General features: G+C 55.9%; 17 protein-coding genes and 1 riboswitch. Of the genes, 10 read left to right on the forward strand and 7 right to left on the reverse strand.

The window, feature by feature from the left end:
- Position 1: 1 nt before the first annotated feature.
- The gene (locus IEV29_RS10865) at positions 2 to 862 is read right to left on the reverse strand and encodes a lysophospholipid acyltransferase family protein (RefSeq protein WP_188381325.1); all 861 of its coding nucleotides are present in this window, start codon (positions 860 to 862) and stop codon (positions 2 to 4) included.
- Positions 863 to 1,059: 197 nt separating this feature from the next.
- Between IEV29_RS10865 and metK the strand changes: the two genes are divergently transcribed.
- The 5 genes from metK (at position 1,060) to metF (ending at position 6,143) form a co-directional block, all read left to right on the forward strand.
- The gene (gene metK / locus IEV29_RS10870; protein WP_188381326.1) at positions 1,060 to 2,223 is read left to right on the forward strand and encodes a methionine adenosyltransferase; all 1,164 of its coding nucleotides are present in this window, start codon (positions 1,060 to 1,062) and stop codon (positions 2,221 to 2,223) included.
- A gap of 67 nt (positions 2,224 to 2,290) precedes the next feature.
- Positions 2,291 to 3,226, forward strand: a complete 936-nt coding sequence (locus tag IEV29_RS10875) for a M14 family zinc carboxypeptidase (protein WP_229726355.1) — start codon at positions 2,291 to 2,293, stop codon at positions 3,224 to 3,226.
- A gap of 86 nt (positions 3,227 to 3,312) precedes the next feature.
- Positions 3,313 to 3,390, forward strand: a riboswitch (S-adenosyl-L-homocysteine riboswitch).
- 27 nt (positions 3,391 to 3,417) lie between these two features.
- On the forward strand, positions 3,418 to 4,836 hold the full coding sequence (gene ahcY / locus IEV29_RS10880) for an adenosylhomocysteinase (protein WP_188381327.1): 1,419 nt from the start codon (positions 3,418 to 3,420) through the stop codon (positions 4,834 to 4,836).
- A 114-nt stretch (positions 4,837 to 4,950) separates the two neighbouring features.
- A complete protein-coding gene (locus tag IEV29_RS10885) occupies positions 4,951 to 5,295 on the forward strand; it encodes a phage holin family protein (protein WP_188381328.1) in 345 nt (114 codons plus the stop codon).
- A complete protein-coding gene (metF, locus tag IEV29_RS10890) occupies positions 5,292 to 6,143 on the forward strand; it encodes a methylenetetrahydrofolate reductase [NAD(P)H] (protein WP_188381329.1) in 852 nt (283 codons plus the stop codon). The genes IEV29_RS10885 and metF overlap by 4 nt, the downstream gene beginning before the upstream one ends.
- 72 nt (positions 6,144 to 6,215) lie before the next feature.
- Here the strand turns inward: metF and IEV29_RS10895 are convergent, their stop codons facing one another.
- Positions 6,216 to 6,761 carry a 5-formyltetrahydrofolate cyclo-ligase gene (locus IEV29_RS10895; protein WP_188381330.1) on the reverse strand — a complete coding sequence of 182 codons (546 nt, stop codon included), beginning with the start codon at positions 6,759 to 6,761 and terminating at the stop codon, positions 6,216 to 6,218.
- 132 nt (positions 6,762 to 6,893) lie between these two features.
- Between IEV29_RS10895 and IEV29_RS10900 the strand changes: the two genes are divergently transcribed.
- The 3 genes from IEV29_RS10900 to IEV29_RS10910 are packed head-to-tail and all read left to right on the forward strand — an operon-like array spanning position 6,894 to position 10,822.
- Positions 6,894 to 8,843, forward strand: a complete 1,950-nt coding sequence (locus tag IEV29_RS10900) for a lytic transglycosylase domain-containing protein (RefSeq protein WP_188381331.1) — start codon at positions 6,894 to 6,896, stop codon at positions 8,841 to 8,843.
- 15 nt (positions 8,844 to 8,858) lie between these two features.
- Positions 8,859 to 9,578 (forward strand): glutathione S-transferase family protein, encoded by a 720-nt coding sequence (locus tag IEV29_RS10905; RefSeq protein ID WP_188381332.1) that lies wholly within the window; start codon positions 8,859 to 8,861, stop codon positions 9,576 to 9,578.
- Positions 9,575 to 10,822: a multifunctional CCA addition/repair protein gene (locus IEV29_RS10910; protein ID WP_188381333.1), complete on the forward strand. Its 1,248-nt coding sequence runs from the start codon at positions 9,575 to 9,577 to the stop codon at positions 10,820 to 10,822. Before IEV29_RS10905 ends, IEV29_RS10910 begins: the two co-directional genes overlap by 4 nt.
- 37 nt (positions 10,823 to 10,859) lie before the next feature.
- Here the strand turns inward: IEV29_RS10910 and IEV29_RS10915 are convergent, their stop codons facing one another.
- Both IEV29_RS10915 and IEV29_RS10920 read right to left on the reverse strand, forming a co-directional pair.
- Positions 10,860 to 11,141, reverse strand: coding sequence for an EF-hand domain-containing protein (locus IEV29_RS10915; RefSeq protein WP_188381334.1), 282 nt, complete (start codon positions 11,139 to 11,141; stop codon positions 10,860 to 10,862).
- Positions 11,142 to 11,349: 208 nt separating this feature from the next.
- A complete protein-coding gene (locus IEV29_RS10920; RefSeq protein WP_188381335.1) occupies positions 11,350 to 11,982 on the reverse strand; it encodes a CDP-alcohol phosphatidyltransferase family protein in 633 nt (210 codons plus the stop codon).
- Positions 11,983 to 12,188: 206 nt separating this feature from the next.
- Between IEV29_RS10920 and IEV29_RS10925 the strand changes: the two genes are divergently transcribed.
- Complete coding sequence (locus tag IEV29_RS10925; protein WP_229726356.1) at positions 12,189 to 12,647, forward strand: hypothetical protein; 459 nt, start codon at positions 12,189 to 12,191, stop codon at positions 12,645 to 12,647.
- A gap of 42 nt (positions 12,648 to 12,689) precedes the next feature.
- On the opposite strand, the gene queC is transcribed toward IEV29_RS10925, so the two are convergent.
- The 3 genes from queC to IEV29_RS10940 all read right to left on the reverse strand — a co-directional run bounded on the left by queC (position 12,690) and on the right by IEV29_RS10940 (position 15,318).
- On the reverse strand, positions 12,690 to 13,400 hold the full coding sequence (gene queC / locus IEV29_RS10930; protein ID WP_188381336.1) for a 7-cyano-7-deazaguanine synthase QueC: 711 nt from the start codon (positions 13,398 to 13,400) through the stop codon (positions 12,690 to 12,692).
- Positions 13,401 to 13,484: 84 nt separating this feature from the next.
- Complete coding sequence (locus tag IEV29_RS10935) at positions 13,485 to 14,231, reverse strand: DUF3108 domain-containing protein (protein ID WP_188381337.1); 747 nt, start codon at positions 14,229 to 14,231, stop codon at positions 13,485 to 13,487.
- A gap of 25 nt (positions 14,232 to 14,256) precedes the next feature.
- Complete coding sequence (locus IEV29_RS10940; RefSeq protein ID WP_188381338.1) at positions 14,257 to 15,318, reverse strand: DUF3108 domain-containing protein; 1,062 nt, start codon at positions 15,316 to 15,318, stop codon at positions 14,257 to 14,259.
- A gap of 139 nt (positions 15,319 to 15,457) precedes the next feature.
- On the opposite strand from IEV29_RS10940, the gene IEV29_RS10945 reads away from it, so the two are divergent.
- Positions 15,458 to 16,717 carry a branched-chain amino acid ABC transporter substrate-binding protein gene (locus IEV29_RS10945; protein WP_188381339.1) on the forward strand — a complete coding sequence of 420 codons (1,260 nt, stop codon included), beginning with the start codon at positions 15,458 to 15,460 and terminating at the stop codon, positions 16,715 to 16,717.
- The last annotated feature ends 5 nt before the right edge of the window (positions 16,718 to 16,722 follow it).

Raw genomic sequence — 16,722 nt, forward strand, 5'->3', positions numbered from 1 at the left:
GTCAGTTTTCCTTCCCATCAGATTGCGCATCGGGTGGGGTCACGCCCGAGGGTACTTTGTAATGGTTGTAGCTCCAGAAGTACTGCGCCGGGCAGCGCAAGATCAATTTTTCCATGGCAGCGTTGATGGCGGTTGCCTGCTGCTGCGGCGAAAGTCCGGTTGGCAGTTCAAAGCTGCTCATGTGTAATACATACCCTTTGCCACGCGGCAGGCGTTCGGCATAGGCGAGCACAATGGCCGCATCCGTCATTTCCGCCAGCTTCCCCGGCAGTGTCATGGTGTAGGCTGGTTTGCCAAAAAAATCCGCCCAGACGCCTTCACCATTTTGCGGGACCTGATCCGGTAGTACGCCGATCGCACCGCCGCGTTTAAGCACCTTGAACAGGCTGCGCACGCCGCTCAGATTCGCAGGTGCCAGCGACAGGTTGGTGCGTGCACGGGCGCCTTCTATTAATGGTTTGAGTGCAGCCTGTTTGGGCGGGCGATACATGACGGTCATGGGTTCATGTACCGAAGCCAGTTGGGCTGAGATTTCAAAGCAGCCAAGGTGAGGGGTCAGAAAAAGCAGCCCCTTGCCTTTAGCGCGCGCGGCTTCGACGACCGCCCAGTTTTCGATACGACCGCTACGCAACACACGTTCCGGTGCGGCACACCAGATGAAGGGAAGTTCAAGAACGTTCTTGCCGGCTTCGCCAATGGCTGCACTTAAGTGCTGACCAAGACCAGCCTGATGAATATTGTTACGCAGGTGCTTGCGATAACGCGGTGAGGCGAGATAGACCAGCCAGCCCGCTGCGACGCCGAGGGCATGCAGAACCGGCAAAGGCAGATAGGAAAGGAGGCGGAAGAGTAAGACAAGCATGCCGTCAGCGCGGGTCCCGCGAGATTCGTCGCGAGATTTTGCCGTTTTGATTCAAGACGCGTAAAATAGCACAAAGTGTTACCCGCCGAGTTAATGACAACTTGCGAGGCGGTATATAAATTTCGCTAAAGCGTCGCAGGCTCGCCAGGTTGGCCGCGACATTTGACCAACTGTAGTTGCCAGGGAGTCCTGCCATCATGGCAAATGATTATCTGTTTACCTCTGAATCCGTTTCCGAAGGCCATCCTGACAAGGTTGCGGATCAAATCTCCGATTCCATCCTCGACGCGATCTTTGAACAAGATCCGAAAGCGCGTGTTGCTGCAGAAACGCTGTGCAACACCGGTCTGGTAGTACTGGCTGGTGAAATTACCACGACCGCCAACGTCGATTACATCAAGGTTGCACGCGACACCATCAAGCGTATCGGCTATGACAATGCCGACTACGGTATCGATTACAAGAGCTGCGCCGTGCTGGTCGCGTACGACAAGCAGTCGCCTGACATCGCACAAGGTGTGGACGAAGGCGCGGGTATCGACCTTGATCAGGGGGCAGGCGATCAGGGCTTGATGTTTGGTTATGCCTGTGACGAAACGCCGGAACTGATGCCTGCAGCGATCTATTATGCGCATCGCATCGTCGAACGCCAGGCAGATTTGCGCAAGGATGGTCGTTTGCCATGGCTGCGTCCGGATGCCAAATCACAGGTTACCCTGCGCTACGTAGATGGTCGTCCGGTGTCGATCGATACGATCGTGCTGTCGACCCAGCATGCGCCGGAAATGCAGCATAAGCAGATCGAAGAAGCGGTCATTGAAAGCATCATCAAGCCGGTCGTGCCTGCGGAATGGCTGAAAGACACACGTTTCCTAGTCAATCCGACCGGCCGTTTCGTTATCGGCGGCCCGCAAGGCGATTGCGGTCTGACCGGTCGCAAGATCATCGTTGACACCTACGGCGGCGCAGCACCACACGGCGGTGGTGCCTTCTCCGGCAAGGATCCTTCCAAGGTTGATCGTTCGGCGGCGTACGCGGGTCGCTACGTGGCGAAAAATATCGTTGCTGCCGGCCTGGCAGAACGTGCGCAAATTCAGATTTCGTATGCGATTGGTGTTGCCAAGCCGACGTCGGTCATGGTGACGACTTTTGGCACGGGCAAGATCAGTGACGCAAAAATTGCGCAACTGGTACAGGAACATTTCGACCTGCGTCCGAAAGGGATTGTGCAGATGCTGGACCTGCTGCGTCCGATTTACAGCAAGACGGCAGCATACGGCCACTTCGGTCGTGAAGAGCCCGAGTTCAGCTGGGAGCGCACGGACAAGGCAGCTGCCTTGCGTGCAGCAGCAGGACTGTAAACCTGTTTGAAGTGCGGGCCGGATCAATCCAAGGATTGGCCGGCCTTTTTGTTTGTGGAATGCCTGCATGTTGAATGCCAACCTGATTGTTCCTGCCTTGCTTATGGCAGTCGCGGCGGTGTTAGCGCCGATGTCTGCGTACGCTGCCAAGTCTGTGGAGTTGAAACCTGCCGAATGGTGCGAGCGGTTGATTCCACGCATGCCGACAGTGACGCAAAGTGCATGCGAGCAGGCAGGATTTTTACCGACCGGCCGCCATTCCCTGCAAGGTTTTCCGCTGTTGGCAAAAGATGTGAAAGCCAATGGCAAAGGGAAGAAAAAACGTCCCTTGCGTGTGTTGCTGATGGGCGGCATCCACGGCGATGAGCTGACATCGGCCGCGATTGTCTATCGCTGGCTGGACGGGATGTCTGGCCCGATTGCCCAAAGCATTCGATGGCGCATCATGCCGGTGGTGAACCCTGATGGCTTGTTGGCAAAAAAAGCGTCACGCATGAATGCGAATGGGGTTGATCTGAATCGCAATTTTCCGACGCCGGACTGGGAGGCGGAAGCCCCCGCATACTGGCAGACACGTACACGTTCTGATCCACGTCGTTTCCCCGGCAAAGCGCCTTTGTCCGAGCCGGAAAGTCGTTGGGTGGAACATGAAATGCAGGTCTTCAAGCCGGACGTGATCATTTCCGTCCATGCACCGTATGGTGTGCTGGATTTTGACGGCCCGGCGCAGCCGCCACGCAAGTTCGGTCGTTTACTGCTCAATCGCGTCGGCATCTATCCGGGGTCGCTGGGCAATTACAGCGGTGTCCATAAAAATGTGCCGGTGATCACGATTGAATTGCCCAATGCGCAAAAAATGCCACCCAAAGCGGAGGTGCGGCGCATCTGGGTGGATATGCTGAATTGGATTAATGACAAGGTCGAGCCGCAGGAGGATCCGGTCAAGGAAGCGAAATCCAGCGCGCGCTCGGCTAAAGCGGGGCTGGGCTCACCAGCGCGCTGATGCTGGCTAGCACTGCCGGCAACATTTAACCAGAGTCGCAAGGCAGGCAGGTGCCTTGTACAGGTTTTTCGATTAAAATGGCAACCCGCATCAAGGAGCGTTGCGACAGGAAATCTTCCTGCCAGGCTTGATGCATGTCTCATCTGCAACTGCGCTCACGTTTTCTTTTTTTCTAACGAAAGGAGGGCGTGATGAACGCCGCAGTACTGAATTCCAATTCCAAAGACTACATTGTTGCCGACCTCTCGCTGGCTGACTGGGGCAACAAGGAAATTCGCATCGCCGAAACCGAAATGCCTGGCCTGATGGCCATCCGTGAAGAATTCGCGGCGGCGCAACCATTGAAGGGCGCACGCATCACCGGTTCGCTGCACATGACGATCCAGACGGCCGTCCTGATCCAGACGCTGGAAGCATTGGGCGCATCGGTTCGCTGGGCATCGTGCAACATCTATTCGACGCAGGATCATGCCGCTGCCGCGATTGCTGCGAACGGTACGCCGGTGTTCGCGATCAAGGGCGAAACGCTCGAAGAGTACTGGGAATATACGCACCGTATTTTCGACTGGCCGAACGGCGAACAAGCCAACATGATTCTCGATGACGGTGGTGATGCAACACTGCTGTTGCACCTGGGTGCACGTGCTGAGAAAGACATCAGTGTTCTGAACAATCCGGATTCGGAAGAAGCCGTTTGTCTGTACGCCGCGATCAAGAAATATCTGGCGATCGATCCGGCCTGGTATTCGAAGCGTCTGAAAGAAATCAAGGGCGTGACAGAAGAAACCACGACCGGTGTGCATCGTTTGTACCAAATGCACAAGGAAGGCAAGCTGGCTTTCCCTGCGATCAACGTCAATGACTCGGTCACCAAGTCCAAGTTCGACAACCTGTACGGCTGCCGCGAATCGCTGGTCGATGGTATTAAGCGTGCGACCGACGTGATGATCGCCGGCAAGATCGCTGTCATTGCTGGCTACGGTGACGTCGGCAAGGGCTCGGCGCAAGCGATGCGTGCCTTGTCGGCGCAAGTCTGGGTGACCGAAATCGATCCGATCTGCGCGTTGCAGGCGGCGATGGAAGGCTACCGTGTCGTGACGATGGATTATGCGGCTGAACACGGCGACATTTTCGTCACCTGTACCGGTAACTACCACGTCATCACGCATGACCACATGACCAAGATGAAAGACCAGGCCATCGTCTGCAACATTGGTCACTTCGACAACGAGATCGAAGTCGCCGCGCTGAAGAAATACACGTGGGAAAACATCAAGCCGCAGGTCGATCACATCATCTTCCCGGATGGCAAGCGCATCATCCTGCTGGCCGAAGGTCGCCTCGTGAACCTTGGTTGCGGTACTGGTCATCCTTCGTATGTAATGAGCTCCTCGTTCGCCAACCAGACGATCGCGCAGATCGAGCTGTACACGAACACCAGTGCTTATCCGGTTGGCGTCTACACCCTGCCCAAGCATCTGGACGAGAAAGTCGCCCGCCTGCAGCTGAAGAAACTGAACGCGCAACTGACCACGCTGACCGAAGAGCAAGCGGCGTATATCGGCGTCAAGCAGGTTGGTCCGTACAAGCCAGAGCACTATCGTTACTAAATCTGGTCATACGCTCAAGCAAGGCTTCATTGCGTTGCCTGCCTTGTCTGATGTCAGACTAGGCAATTTGTCGATAACCGGTTCGTGCCGGGTATCCTTCAAGGGGAGAATGACATGCGTTTATTAATCATCTGGGCAATCAATGCGGCTGCGCTGTTTGCGCTGCCTTTTCTGATGTCGTCGATCCGCATCGACGGATTTGGCACGGCGATCATTGCAGCGCTGGTATTGGGGCTGATCAACGCCTTGATCCGGCCGGTCCTGATCTTGCTGACCTTGCCGGCAACCCTGCTGACTCTTGGTTTGTTTATCTTCGTGATCAATGCGCTGATGTTCTGGGCGGCATCTGAGCTGGTAAGCGGCTTCCATGTGGCAGGCTTCTGGTCAGCCTTCTTTGGCGCGATTGTGTACAGCGTCATTTCGTGGGTGCTGTCCTCGCTTTTATTACAAGAAAAATGACACAACAGAATTTCAGTATCGAGTTTTTTCCCCCAAAGACACCGGCTGGTGTCGAGAAGCTGCGTGAAACCTGCGCCAAGCTGGGGGAGCTCGATCCCAAATATTTTTCCGTCACCTTTGGTGCGGGTGGCTCGACCCAGCACGGTACGCTCGATACCGTGCTGGAAATCCGCAAGGCGGGCCATGATGCAGCGCCGCACCTTTCGTGCATTGGCAGCTCGCGCGAAAGCTTGCGCGCCATTTTGCAAGAGTACAAATCCCATGGCATCAAGCGTATCGTCGCCTTGCGCGGCGATCTGCCGAGCGGTTACGGTGCGATGGATATGTCCTCAAGTGAGTTTCATCATGCCAATCAACTGGTGGAATTCATCCGTGCCGAAACCGGCGACTGGTTCCATATCGAGGTGGCGGCTTATCCGGAAATGCATCCACAGGCAAAATCGCCGCAGGATGACGTGACCAATTTTGTGCGCAAGGTGAAGGCCGGCGCCAACTCGGCAATCACGCAGTATTTTTACAATCCGGATGCCTATTTTCGGTTTGTGAACGATGCGAACAAAGCCGGTGCCGATGTGCCGATTGTCGCCGGCATCATGCCCATTACCAATTATGCGAATCTCATGCGTTTCTCGGATACCTGCGGTGCCGAGATTCCGCGCTGGATTCGCCTGAAGCTGGCCGCGTACAACGATGATGCCGACTCGATCCGTGCGTTTGGGCTCGATGTCGTGACGGATCTGTGTGAGCGCTTGCTGGCGGGCGGCGCGCCGGGTCTGCATTTCTACTCATTGAATCAGGCTGCGGCAACCCATGCGATCTGGTCGCGGCTCAATCTGTCCGCAAAGTAATAGTGTGAGATCAAGAAAAACGGAGAGCCGATCGTGGCTCTCCGTTTTTTTATGTCTGCGCATCATGGCAGATCAACGCAGCGCTTCCCTCTCTGTCAGAACGCAATCCATCGCAATATCGAACGAGTCTGCTTCGAACTCGATCAGACTAAACGCATAGGCGACACCAACCATGTGTGGTCGTGGCGCACGCGCGACCGTCCTGTCATAGAAGCCGCCCCCATAGCCAAGGCGAAACAGTTGCTGGCTGAACCCGACACAAGGGATTACCAGCGCGTGGGGAAAGATTTCATCGCGTTCGGCGGCCGGCATCATGGCACCAAATCGATCCTTGATCATTGCTTCGCCGGGGAGCCATTCCACGAACTTTAATGGGGCATTGTCACTCACAACCGTGGGCAACGCGAGACGTATGCCCTGCTTGTGCAGGGCGAGAAACGTTACCTGCAGATCCGGTTCGCCCCGCATGGGTGAATACACGCCCAGCACGGCGGGCTTGTGGGTTTGTATCCAGTCGAGCAGGCGGTTGCCGATGGCCTGATCCATGCGGATCTTGTCATCGTGATCAAGGCTGGAGCGTTGTACCAGCAAGGGCTTTCTCAGCTCGGATTTCTGCATGTATTTTTGCCTGTATTGATGCGTGCGTATCGTTGTTTATTGCTTGACGTCGCGTGCTATTCTAGCCGTCAATGCGCAAGCCGTCGTTGGCGCGCACGGCTGGGCCAGACCATCGAAAGGATCGAGAAGTTTATGTTTGTAAAAAAAGTGCTGACCCGCTTTCTGTTCGCAGCCGTTTCCGTAGCGGCTTTTGTTCCTGCCGCGCAGGCACAACGTGTTGCCGGCTTCGCCAGTGCTGATGATGCTTTTCTGGCTTTGCGCGATGCCTCGCGCCGTGGCGACGCCACCAAGGCAGCTGAGATTGCCGCCGGCCTTGGTAATTATCCGATTCCTTCCTACGTTGACTATTACCAGATTCGTCCGCGCATCAAGGATGCCTCGGCTTCCGATGTGCTGGGCTTCATCGATCAATATCGTGGCACGGCGATTGCAGATCGTTTGCGCAACGACTGGTTGCTGGAGCTGGGCAAGCGTCGCGACTGGGCGACCTTTGATGCGCAGTATCCCATGTTCGTCCTGAATGATGATACGCAGCTCAAGTGTTATGCATTGATGTCCAAGGCACTCAAGGGAGGCAATGTCGCTGACGAGGCGCGTGCGTTGCTGGCGGTGCCCAAAGATTTTGGCGAAGCGTGCATTGCGCTGATTGCCTTGCTGATGGAAACCAAGCAGTTTGACGAGGACGACCTGTGGGCGCAAATTCGTCTGGCTGCTGATACCGGCAATGCGGATTTCGTCCGCCGGCTGGTACCACTGTCAGGCATTGACGATGGTTCCCTGATGACAGCCATCGACAAACCTGCGCTGATTGTTGCCAAAGGCCCGGGTTTCCGTCGCGTCAAGCACGAGGTGTATATCGTGGCGCTGGGCCGTGTGGCGCGGAACAACCCTCAGCAGGCTGCCGATGCATTGATGTCGAACGATGGGCAACGCCTGAACAACAAGCAGCAAAAGCTGGCTTGGGCGCAGATTGCTTTGCAATCAGCGCGAAAACTGCAACCGGAGGCAGTCGAGTATTGGCGCAAGGCAGGCGATGCGCCGTTGTCTGTCGAAGCGCACGAATGGAAGATTCGTTCGGCCTTGCGTGCCGGTGACTGGAAACTGGTGCGACACGGGATTGAAATGATGCCGAATGCGCTGCGTAATGATCCGACCTGGACGTACTGGCTGGCACGCGCTTATGCGCAGGATGACAAGAAAGAAAAAGCCATCACGCTATGGCAATCGATTGCTTCCCAGCCCGGATTTTACGGACAACTGGCGCTGGAGGAATTGGGCCAGCGTACAACGATTCCGCCACGTGCTGCCGCGGTGACGGCAGCAGAACTTGCGCCCATGGAAAACAACGCGGGTTTCAAGCGTGCGTTCAAATTCTTTGAACTGGGATTGCGCTTTGAAGGCTACCGCGAATGGAACTGGGAACTGCGTGGCATGAACGAACGACAGTTGCTTGCAGCAGCCGAATTCGCGCGTCGCAATGATGTACTGGATCGCATGGTTAATACGTCGGATCGCACCGTGGTTGAAGTCAATTACGATCAACGCTTTCCGACTCCCCATCGCGAAGTGATGGCGACGGCGACGCAGCGTCTGCAACTTGAGATGGCATGGGTTTATGGCCTGATTCGTCAGGAGTCGCGCTTTGTGCGTGATGCACGTTCGCATGTCGGTGCTTCCGGCCTGATGCAGTTGATGCCGGCGACGGCGCGTTATGTGGCGAAGAGGATCGGTTACAACGATTTCACGCCCGCTCGTGTGAATGAGATCGAAACCAATGTGCTGCTCGGCACAAATTATCTGAACATGGTCCTTGGCGATCTGGAAGGCTCGCAAACGATGGCAACGGCTGCCTATAATGCAGGGCCGGGGCGCCCGCGTGCATGGCGTTCCACCTTGGCACAACCGGTGGAAGGCGCCATCTTTGCGGAGTCGATTCCCTTCTCCGAAACGCGTGATTACGTGAAGAAGGTGCTGTCTAACGCCACCTACTACGCGGCCATGTTCGAGAATCGTCCGCAGTCGCTCAAGGCGCGACTCGGGATGGTCGGGCCCGCAGCTTTCGTGCCGAGTACGCTTCCCTGATTGATGTCAGACCCTATGCAAACCACCGAACTCGATCCGGGCGTATCGCTGGCTCTCAGCGATGCGGAAAACAGCGGTCTCAAGCTCGTCATCGCCAACAAGAATTATTCGTCGTGGTCCATGCGGCCATGGGTATTGATGACGGCGTTCAATATTCCTTTTCAGGAAATTAAGGTACTGCTCGACAGAGACGATACCGCTGCGCAGATTACGCATTACTCTGCGTCGGGCCGTGTCCCTATCCTGCTGACGGGGGAAGCAGCAATCTGGGATTCGCTGGCGATCTGTGAATATCTGGCCGAGCAGTTCCCGGAAAAACGCATGTGGCCGGAAGATGTAAGCGCGCGCGCCATTGCACGGTCAATCTGTGCCGAAATGCATGCTGGCTTTCGTGATCTGCGCAGCGCGATGTGGATGAACATTCGCGCGCGTTTTCCCGGTCGAGGGCGTACGGTCGGTGCTCAGGCCGATATCGGACGGATCAGCGAGATTTGGGAGGACTGCCTGGCCGTGTCGGGTCCCAACGATTTTCTGTTTGGTGAGTTTTCGATTGCCGATGCCTATTTTGCCCCCGTGGCGACACGTTTTCGCACCTATGATGTGTCGCTGGGACCGTTGCTCGACGCTTATGTGGAGCGCGTCCTTGCATATCCGCCGGTAGCGCAATGGATCAATGCCGCCGAGCTTGAGACCACGCATATCGCGAAGTACGACAACTATCCTGATCCGGCATGAGAACCTATGTTGTTGGCGGAGCCGTCCGTGATGCCTTGCTCGGTGTGCCGGTCAAGGACAAGGATTACGTCGTGGTGGGCGCGACGCCTGAGCAGATGGTACAACTCGGTTACCGGCCCGTTGGCAAAGACTTTCCGGTTTTCCTGCATCCTGATACGCGTGCCGAATATGCGCTGGCACGCACCGAGCGCAAGACGGCGCCCGGTTACAAGGGATTCGTTTTTCATACCGATGCCCATGTCACGCTGGAAGAGGATCTGATCCGGCGTGATCTGACCATCAATGCGATGGCACAGGATGAGGATGGTCGCATCGTCGATCCGTTCGGCGGCCAGACTGATCTGTCGCAGCGTCTGTTTCGCCATGTGTCGCCGGCATTCGCGGAAGACCCCGTACGTATCCTGCGCGTGGCGCGGTTTGCGGCTCGGTTTCCCGAGTTCACCGTTGCGGAAGAAACCAACTGCCTCATGCAGCAGATGGTGGCGCAGGGGGAAGTGGATGCACTGGTGCCAGAACGTGTCTGGCAGGAGCTGGCACGAGGTCTGATGGAAGTGCGGCCATCGCGCATGTTTGCCGTGTTGCGTGACTGCGGTGCCCTGCAGCGCATTCTGCCGGAGCTGGATGTGTTGTGGGGTGTGCCGCAACCGGCCCAGCATCATCCGGAAATCGATACGGGCGTGCACATCATGATGGTGATTGATTATGCAGCCAGCCAGCATCTGAGTCTGCCGATCCGGTGCGCGGCGTTGTTACATGATTTGGGTAAGGGGGTGACACCGCCAGAACTCTGGCCCCGTCATCACGGACATGAAATGCACAGCGCACGTCTGGTGGAAGCCGTCAGCAAACGCTTGCGCCTTCCCAATGAATGCCGTGATCTGGCGTTGATGACAGCGCGGGAGCACGGCAATGTAGGGCGTGCGATGGAATTGCGCGCGACCACGATCGTCGCGTTGTTCGAGCGTTGTGATGCCTTTCGCAAGCCACAGCGTTTTCTTGACATGTTGGCCGCGGCGGAATGCGACCACCGAGGCAGAACCGGTTTCGCGGATCGCGCGTTTCCGCAGCGTGCCTATCTGACCGCTGCACTGGAGAGTGCACAAACGGTGGACGGCGGGTTGGTGGCTGCGGCGACACGACAACGTTATCCGGATCAGCCAGAACGTATTCCAGAGGCGATTCACCAGCAACGTGTTTCCATGGTCAAGGCCTGTCTGGCCAGATGCGGAAAAGCCACTGACTAACAGTGGCTTTGGGTACGTGCAGGCGTTATACAAGTGCTCAAGTCATCGGTACGTGACGACGATTGGCCAAAAGATAGGAACGTAGTTCTGCGCGGGTGACGATGCCATCTCGGTTGGCGTCGATCTTGTCAAAATTCTCGACAATCAACGTGATGCCTGCATGTTTTGCTTCTGCCTTGGTGATGCTTTGAACCGGATTGGAAACCTGCAGGTTCGGCATGGAGGCGTTTTTTTGAATGCTTGCCGGCACAACAGATTGCGCAAGTGCAAGATGGCTGAAAAATAAGGCGGAAATGGTAATCAGGTGTTTAGCGTTCATTTGATACTCCCCTATCAAGACGAATGCGCAGTCCAACCATTGAATGCCGAATGCTTTATATCCCCAACTTCATTTACGGATTGTTACATTTGTAGCAAGCTTGCTTACATGCAAAATGTCGTCTGGCGAGTGCCATCTTCTGGCGAATCATCAACCCTTTCCGTGCGAAATCACACCGAACTTGCCATTTTCCTACGAGCTGGCGTGATCAGAACTTTGGAATATGCAGTGTTTTGCTGATCATCAAGGTGCCAGACAATCCGAATAGCAGCGAGACAGGATGGAGCTGCCAAGGCCCGATCATCCAGGTCCCGCCCCACAAGGCGTCACCAACGAGTGACTGAGAGGCCAGCCAAGCTAGCACGCCGGTCAGCACCACACTGGTCGGGATTGGCGTGCCTTCAAAGTAGGCGACTTTGCCGCTGTCATTGGACAGCGTTTCTGCCGTGACATTGAAGCGCGCCAGTCGGCTGACACCGCAGCACACGAAATAAATCAGGATTGCGCAGTCCCAGCCTCCGGTCAGGCCGGCGGCAAAACCGAGAGTAGCGGGTGCCACACCGAATGAAATGATGTCCGCCAATGAATCCAGTTCGCGTCCCAGAGCGGAATGCTGCTGGCGCCAGCGTGCAATACGGCCATCCAGTACATCAAAGATAAAAGCCGCCGGTGCCATTGCCGCGGCTGCATAGAAGTGATCAAGCGACTGGCTGCCCATGTACAACATGGCGAAGAAGACCGCAGCCACACCACAGGCAGCATTGCCAAGCGTGAAGAAGTCCGCGAGATGGAATTCCCGCAGCATCGAAAAATGTTTGCGTGGCGGTTTATCTGATTGCATGAATGTTTGCGATCCCTGTCATGACGTCGGTCCGGCTGTGGTTGTCTCTGCACAGTATGCACTGAAGCTGCTGGAAATGGGCATGTGGACCGGCATATTGTTATTCTTTGAATGGTTGCCGTAAGTCGGTTACCGTACATACGGGCTGTCGTGCCATGCCTAAACTTTACCGTGATTTTTATCCATTTACAAAGCGAGGAGGCACCATGTCTTACCACCATCATGTAAAGGGCATGACCCGCAAATATCTGATCGGTTTTTCCCTGATGGCAGCGAGCGTTGCGTTCGGTTCGTCGGCGAATGCGGCAGACGCCAAAGCGACGGATACATACCAAAAGGAGCGCGCCGCCTGTCTGGATGGCACGTCACACCAGGATCGTGCAACCTGCCTGCGCGAAGCCGCTGCGGCGCGCGGTGAGGCCAAGCGTGGCAATCTGACCGAGAGCTCGTCTTACGACAATAATGCCTCCCAGCGCTGTTCCGTTTTGCCGCCGGCAGACCGTGATGACTGTATCCGGCGCGTGCAGGGAGCGGGTACCGCTTCAGGTAGCGTGGAGTCAGGCGGCATCTACCGCGAAACGCGTACCACCGTACCAGTGGAACCACCTCCTGCGCCAGCTTATGAGCCGGTCCCTGTTGTCCCGCCACCAGCACAGCGTTATTGAAGAAGAAAAGGCAGCCCTGGCTGCCTTTTTTACGTGCATCTGTCAGTCTGTTTTTCCGGTCGCGAACTGTTGATAGCCACGCGCCCGCAATGCGCAGGCAGGACAGGTGCCGCAGCCGTAGCCCCAATCATGCAGGGTGCCACGTTCACCCAGATAGCAAGTGTGGGTTTCGCTGCGAATCAGATCGACCAGTTTCTTTCCGCCCGCCGCTTGGGCTAGTTGCCATGTCTGGGCTTTATCCAGCCACATCAAGGGGGTTTCCAGTTTGAGGCGGGTCGCCATGCCAAGATTGAGTGCAACCTGTAACGCCTTGATCGTGTCATCGCGACAGTCGGGGTAGCCGGAAAAATCGGTCTCACACATGCCACCGACCAGAACGTTCAAGCCACGCCGGTAGGCAACGGTCGCGGCCGTTGTCAGGAAAAGCAGATTGCGGCCTGGCACGAAGGTGTTTGGCAAACCGTTTTCCTGCATGGCGATTTCCATATTGCTGGTCAGCGCCGTATCTGAAATGTGCGCGATGAGCGATAGATCGATCATGTGATCGTTGCCAAGCCGCTGGTCCCAGTCAACGGAAAGCGTGCGGATTTTTTGCAGGACTGTCGGGCGGACGGCCAGTTCCACTGCATGACGCTGGCCGTAGTCGAAACCGATGGTTTCCACATGCGCATAGCGGTCGAGTGCCCAGGCCAGGCAAGTGGTGGAGTCCTGACCACCACTGAAAAGAACCAATGCGCCCTCTTGAGAAATCATGTTGCCCTTGATCGTCGGAAGCAGGATGGCGCCACCATGGCGCCATCGAATCACCGCGATTATAAATCTGTAAGGGCGGCCGGGTTATGGTGTGGTGATTTTGCTGATGGTTTGTTCGATGAAGTCGCCATCCGGTTCGGAAAAGCGGATACGTACCGGATACCAGTTTTGCGATGGTGCCAGCCACAGATCGATTTTCTGATCCTTGTCCGTGCCTGCAACCTTGCTGACTTTGACCGCGCTCATATCCCCGATTCCTGTCTTGATATTTTCAGCTTTGCCAACTTTGAAGGACCAGGCTTCGGCATTCTTTTGACCGGCTACAAAGGCGGAAACGGTCGAGCCACTCTTGAATTTGGCAGGTGTGCTGCGTGCGATGGTGGCCAGTTGCCAGATCACGCTATTTCGATCTTGTTCACCCCCCTTGATTGGATAGGTTTGATCAGAGGCAGAAAAGCGGATGACGTTTGCATCGCGATCAAACGTCGTTGTGGTGGCTTCTTTACGGAAGCGTTTTTCCACGGACGTTTGTGGCACTAGTCCGTTACTGTCGATGCGTCCTTCGCTTTTTGATTCCAGAATCTTGCCCACGATCGACGCACGCGTTTCACTTGCAATTGAATAGCGTCCGTCATCAGCACGCCACTGCAAGGAGGCATTGCCGTTGAGTGACAAACCTTTTTGCACGGCGCTAATGGCGTAGGTGAGATCGGCCGAGGGCGGTACGTTGGCGGTTCTGCTTGCCTTTTGGGCCAATACTTGCGTGGAGGGCACGAGCAGCATGCTCGTCACGAACAAGAGAGAAAATGCGGAGGATGCCTTGTACTTCATGGGGTCACCAAATGGAATGTTGTTGTCAATCAGACTGCAATGGGGCGGAAACGTTCAGACGACGCATCACCATATCCAGCACGTCGCCGTTAGGTTCGGTATAGCGCAAGCGCACCGGATACCAGCCGATTTCCGGCGCGAGCCAGAATTCCAGCGTCTGGTCATAGGAGCCGGGACGCGGTGCGCGTAACAAGCGCCATGCTGCGAGTGGTTTGCCATCGACGTCGATTTGCTCGTTGCCAACAATCGTGATCTGCCATGGAGTGGCATCGCGCGTGCCGGCAACGGTAATCGGAATGACGGCGCCCGGATAAAACTGCGCGGGATCGCCACGACCGATGGCGGCAACCTGCCAGATGATGCTGGCGCGATCCTGTTCATCACCCAGTCGCGGATAATTGTTTGTCGAGGCAGAAAAACTGATGGTATGGCGTTCGCGATGAAAATGCGTATTGGTTTCGGAGCGACGCATGCGTTTTTCTGCATACAGTTCGGGGGCGATGCCGGTCTGTTCGATGGTTCCCCTGCTCTTGAACCGCAAGGCAGTGATGAACAATACGCCGAAGTCGCCACTGATTTCATAGCGCTGTTGGTCGGTTTGCCAGTCGATCGTACCGCTGCCATGCATGGACGCACCATTGGCTGGCGTCTTTTCAATATCGAATTTCAACTGGGCTGACGGCAGTAAGGCGATGCGATAGGTGGGGGAACTCTCTGATGCGGGGCCGTTTTCTGTCGTAGCCTTTTCTGGTTGCTCTGATGACGATGCAGCTTCTGTCGTCACACCTTCCGACTCTCCTGTCGGGGTGCCTGCGGCTTCGGCAAAGGGCGTGGCATTTGAAGCAGGCTCCTGCTCCGCTGGTGGTGGGCGTTTGACAGGTTTGGGTTTGATCGTTGCCGCCTTGACCTGCGGCATGGCCGGTGGTGGTGCAGGCGGTGCGATCAGCGCGGCAGAGACAACACTGGATGCAGGATGGTCCTGTGGTGCTGTTTTGGACGGAAAGGCGATCAGGTCGCTGACGCTGCCGATAAAAATCAGGTGCAACAGTACAGACAGAAGCAGCATGACGACCCAATGCCAGCGCATGTTTTTCTGTCTGGACGTGGAGAATGAGTATGCAGCCGATGTCATCGCGCTAGTGTAGCGGCAAGCGCCTGATTGCGGGCTGTCCCGGGATGGAAATCCAACACGTAAAATGACGGTTTATTGCACCTGCTGGACAAGTATGTTGATCAAGAAGTTACTGATTTCGTTTTTGAGCTGCGTTGCTGTTTCCGCATACGCCGCAGCACCTATTTCGCTGGGCATGATCGAGGGCATGTCCGGGCCTTTTGCCAATGCAGGTGAGGCGGTTGTGCGCAATCTGCAAATGGCGATTGAGGATGTCAACGCGCGTGGCGGAGTGCGTCTGCCGGACGGCATGCATCCATTGCGGCTCGAGATTTTCGATAACAAGCAGGGTGTTGAAGAGTCACTCATCGAGTTGCGTCGCCTGACGGACCGCCATATTCGCTTCGTCTTGCAGGGGAACAGCTCCTCGGTGGCGGCGGCGCTGGTCGATGCGATCGAGCGACACAATCGACGCGCACCGGATGCGCGTGTGCTGTTTCTTAATTATTCCGCTGTCGATCCGGCATTGACAAACAGTCAGTGCAGTTTCTGGCATTTTCGTTTTGATGCCAATGCCGACATGCGCATGCATGCCCTGACTGAAGTCATTCGCGGTGACCGGCAAGCGAGTCGGGTGTACCTGATTGGTCAGGATTACAGCTTCGGTCGCATGGTGGCGGAAGCGGCGCGTCAGCAATTGCGTGCCAAGCGACCGGACATCCGCATTGTCGGCAACGAACTGCATCCGATTGGCAAGATCAAGGACTTTGCACCTTACATTGCCAAGATCAAGGCCGCCGGTGCGGATACGGTCATGACCGGCAACTGGGGCAATGATTTGACGCTGCTTGTTAAAGCCGCCAAGGAATTTGGTCTGGATGCCAAGTTTTATACCTTTTACGGCAATAGTCTTGGCGCGCCTGCTGCCATCGGTGATGCTGGCGTGGATCGTGTGCGTGCAGTTGCGGAGTGGCATCCGAATGTTGGCGGAATGCAGACAGACAATGCAAGCGATCGGTTCTATCAACGATTCCGTCAGCGTTATCCGCAACCGCAGGATGATTATCTCTTGCTGCGTATGCATGTCATGATCGATATGCTGGTCAAGGCGATTGAGAAGGCGGGATCAACAGAGGCGATTGCTGTCGCGCGCGCCTTGGAAGGGGCGTCTTATCACAACAGTTTTCACGATGCGATGATGCGGGCAGAAGACCATCAATTGATCCAACCCTTGTATGTGTCGGTGATGCGGCGTATCCAGGATGGCGGTATTCGTTTTGATAACGAAGGCAGTGGCTACGGATTCCGTACCGAGCGTTATCTGCCATCGGCCCAGACAGCACTCAAAACGAGTTGTCGTATGCAGCGGCCCTGATCGTA

It is taken from the genome of Oxalicibacterium faecigallinarum, from assembly GCF_014635705.1.
Classification (GTDB): domain Bacteria; phylum Pseudomonadota; class Gammaproteobacteria; order Burkholderiales; family Burkholderiaceae_D; genus Oxalicibacterium; species Oxalicibacterium faecigallinarum.

Bases quoted from the DNA above. Each gene is read 5' to 3' on its own strand.
- IEV29_RS10865 (WP_188381325.1), bottom strand. From the start codon at position 862: ATGCTTGTCTTACTCTTCCGCCTCCTTTCCTATCTGCCTTTGCCGGTT.
- metK (WP_188381326.1), top strand. From the start codon at position 1,060: ATGGCAAATGATTATCTGTTTACCTCTGAATCCGTTTCCGAAGGCCAT.
- IEV29_RS10875 (WP_229726355.1), top strand. From the start codon at position 2,291: ATGTTGAATGCCAACCTGATTGTTCCTGCCTTGCTTATGGCAGTCGCG.
- ahcY (WP_188381327.1), top strand. From the start codon at position 3,418: ATGAACGCCGCAGTACTGAATTCCAATTCCAAAGACTACATTGTTGCC.
- IEV29_RS10885 (WP_188381328.1), top strand. From the start codon at position 4,951: ATGCGTTTATTAATCATCTGGGCAATCAATGCGGCTGCGCTGTTTGCG.
- metF (WP_188381329.1), top strand. From the start codon at position 5,292: ATGACACAACAGAATTTCAGTATCGAGTTTTTTCCCCCAAAGACACCG.
- IEV29_RS10895 (WP_188381330.1), bottom strand. From the start codon at position 6,761: ATGCAGAAATCCGAGCTGAGAAAGCCCTTGCTGGTACAACGCTCCAGC.
- IEV29_RS10900 (WP_188381331.1), top strand. From the start codon at position 6,894: ATGTTTGTAAAAAAAGTGCTGACCCGCTTTCTGTTCGCAGCCGTTTCC.
- IEV29_RS10905 (WP_188381332.1), top strand. From the start codon at position 8,859: ATGCAAACCACCGAACTCGATCCGGGCGTATCGCTGGCTCTCAGCGAT.
- IEV29_RS10910 (WP_188381333.1), top strand. From the start codon at position 9,575: ATGAGAACCTATGTTGTTGGCGGAGCCGTCCGTGATGCCTTGCTCGGT.
- IEV29_RS10915 (WP_188381334.1), bottom strand. From the start codon at position 11,141: ATGAACGCTAAACACCTGATTACCATTTCCGCCTTATTTTTCAGCCAT.
- IEV29_RS10920 (WP_188381335.1), bottom strand. From the start codon at position 11,982: ATGCAATCAGATAAACCGCCACGCAAACATTTTTCGATGCTGCGGGAA.
- IEV29_RS10925 (WP_229726356.1), top strand. From the start codon at position 12,189: ATGTCTTACCACCATCATGTAAAGGGCATGACCCGCAAATATCTGATC.
- queC (WP_188381336.1), bottom strand. From the start codon at position 13,400: ATGATTTCTCAAGAGGGCGCATTGGTTCTTTTCAGTGGTGGTCAGGAC.
- IEV29_RS10935 (WP_188381337.1), bottom strand. From the start codon at position 14,231: ATGAAGTACAAGGCATCCTCCGCATTTTCTCTCTTGTTCGTGACGAGC.
- IEV29_RS10940 (WP_188381338.1), bottom strand. From the start codon at position 15,318: ATGCGCTGGCATTGGGTCGTCATGCTGCTTCTGTCTGTACTGTTGCAC.
- IEV29_RS10945 (WP_188381339.1), top strand. From the start codon at position 15,458: ATGTTGATCAAGAAGTTACTGATTTCGTTTTTGAGCTGCGTTGCTGTT.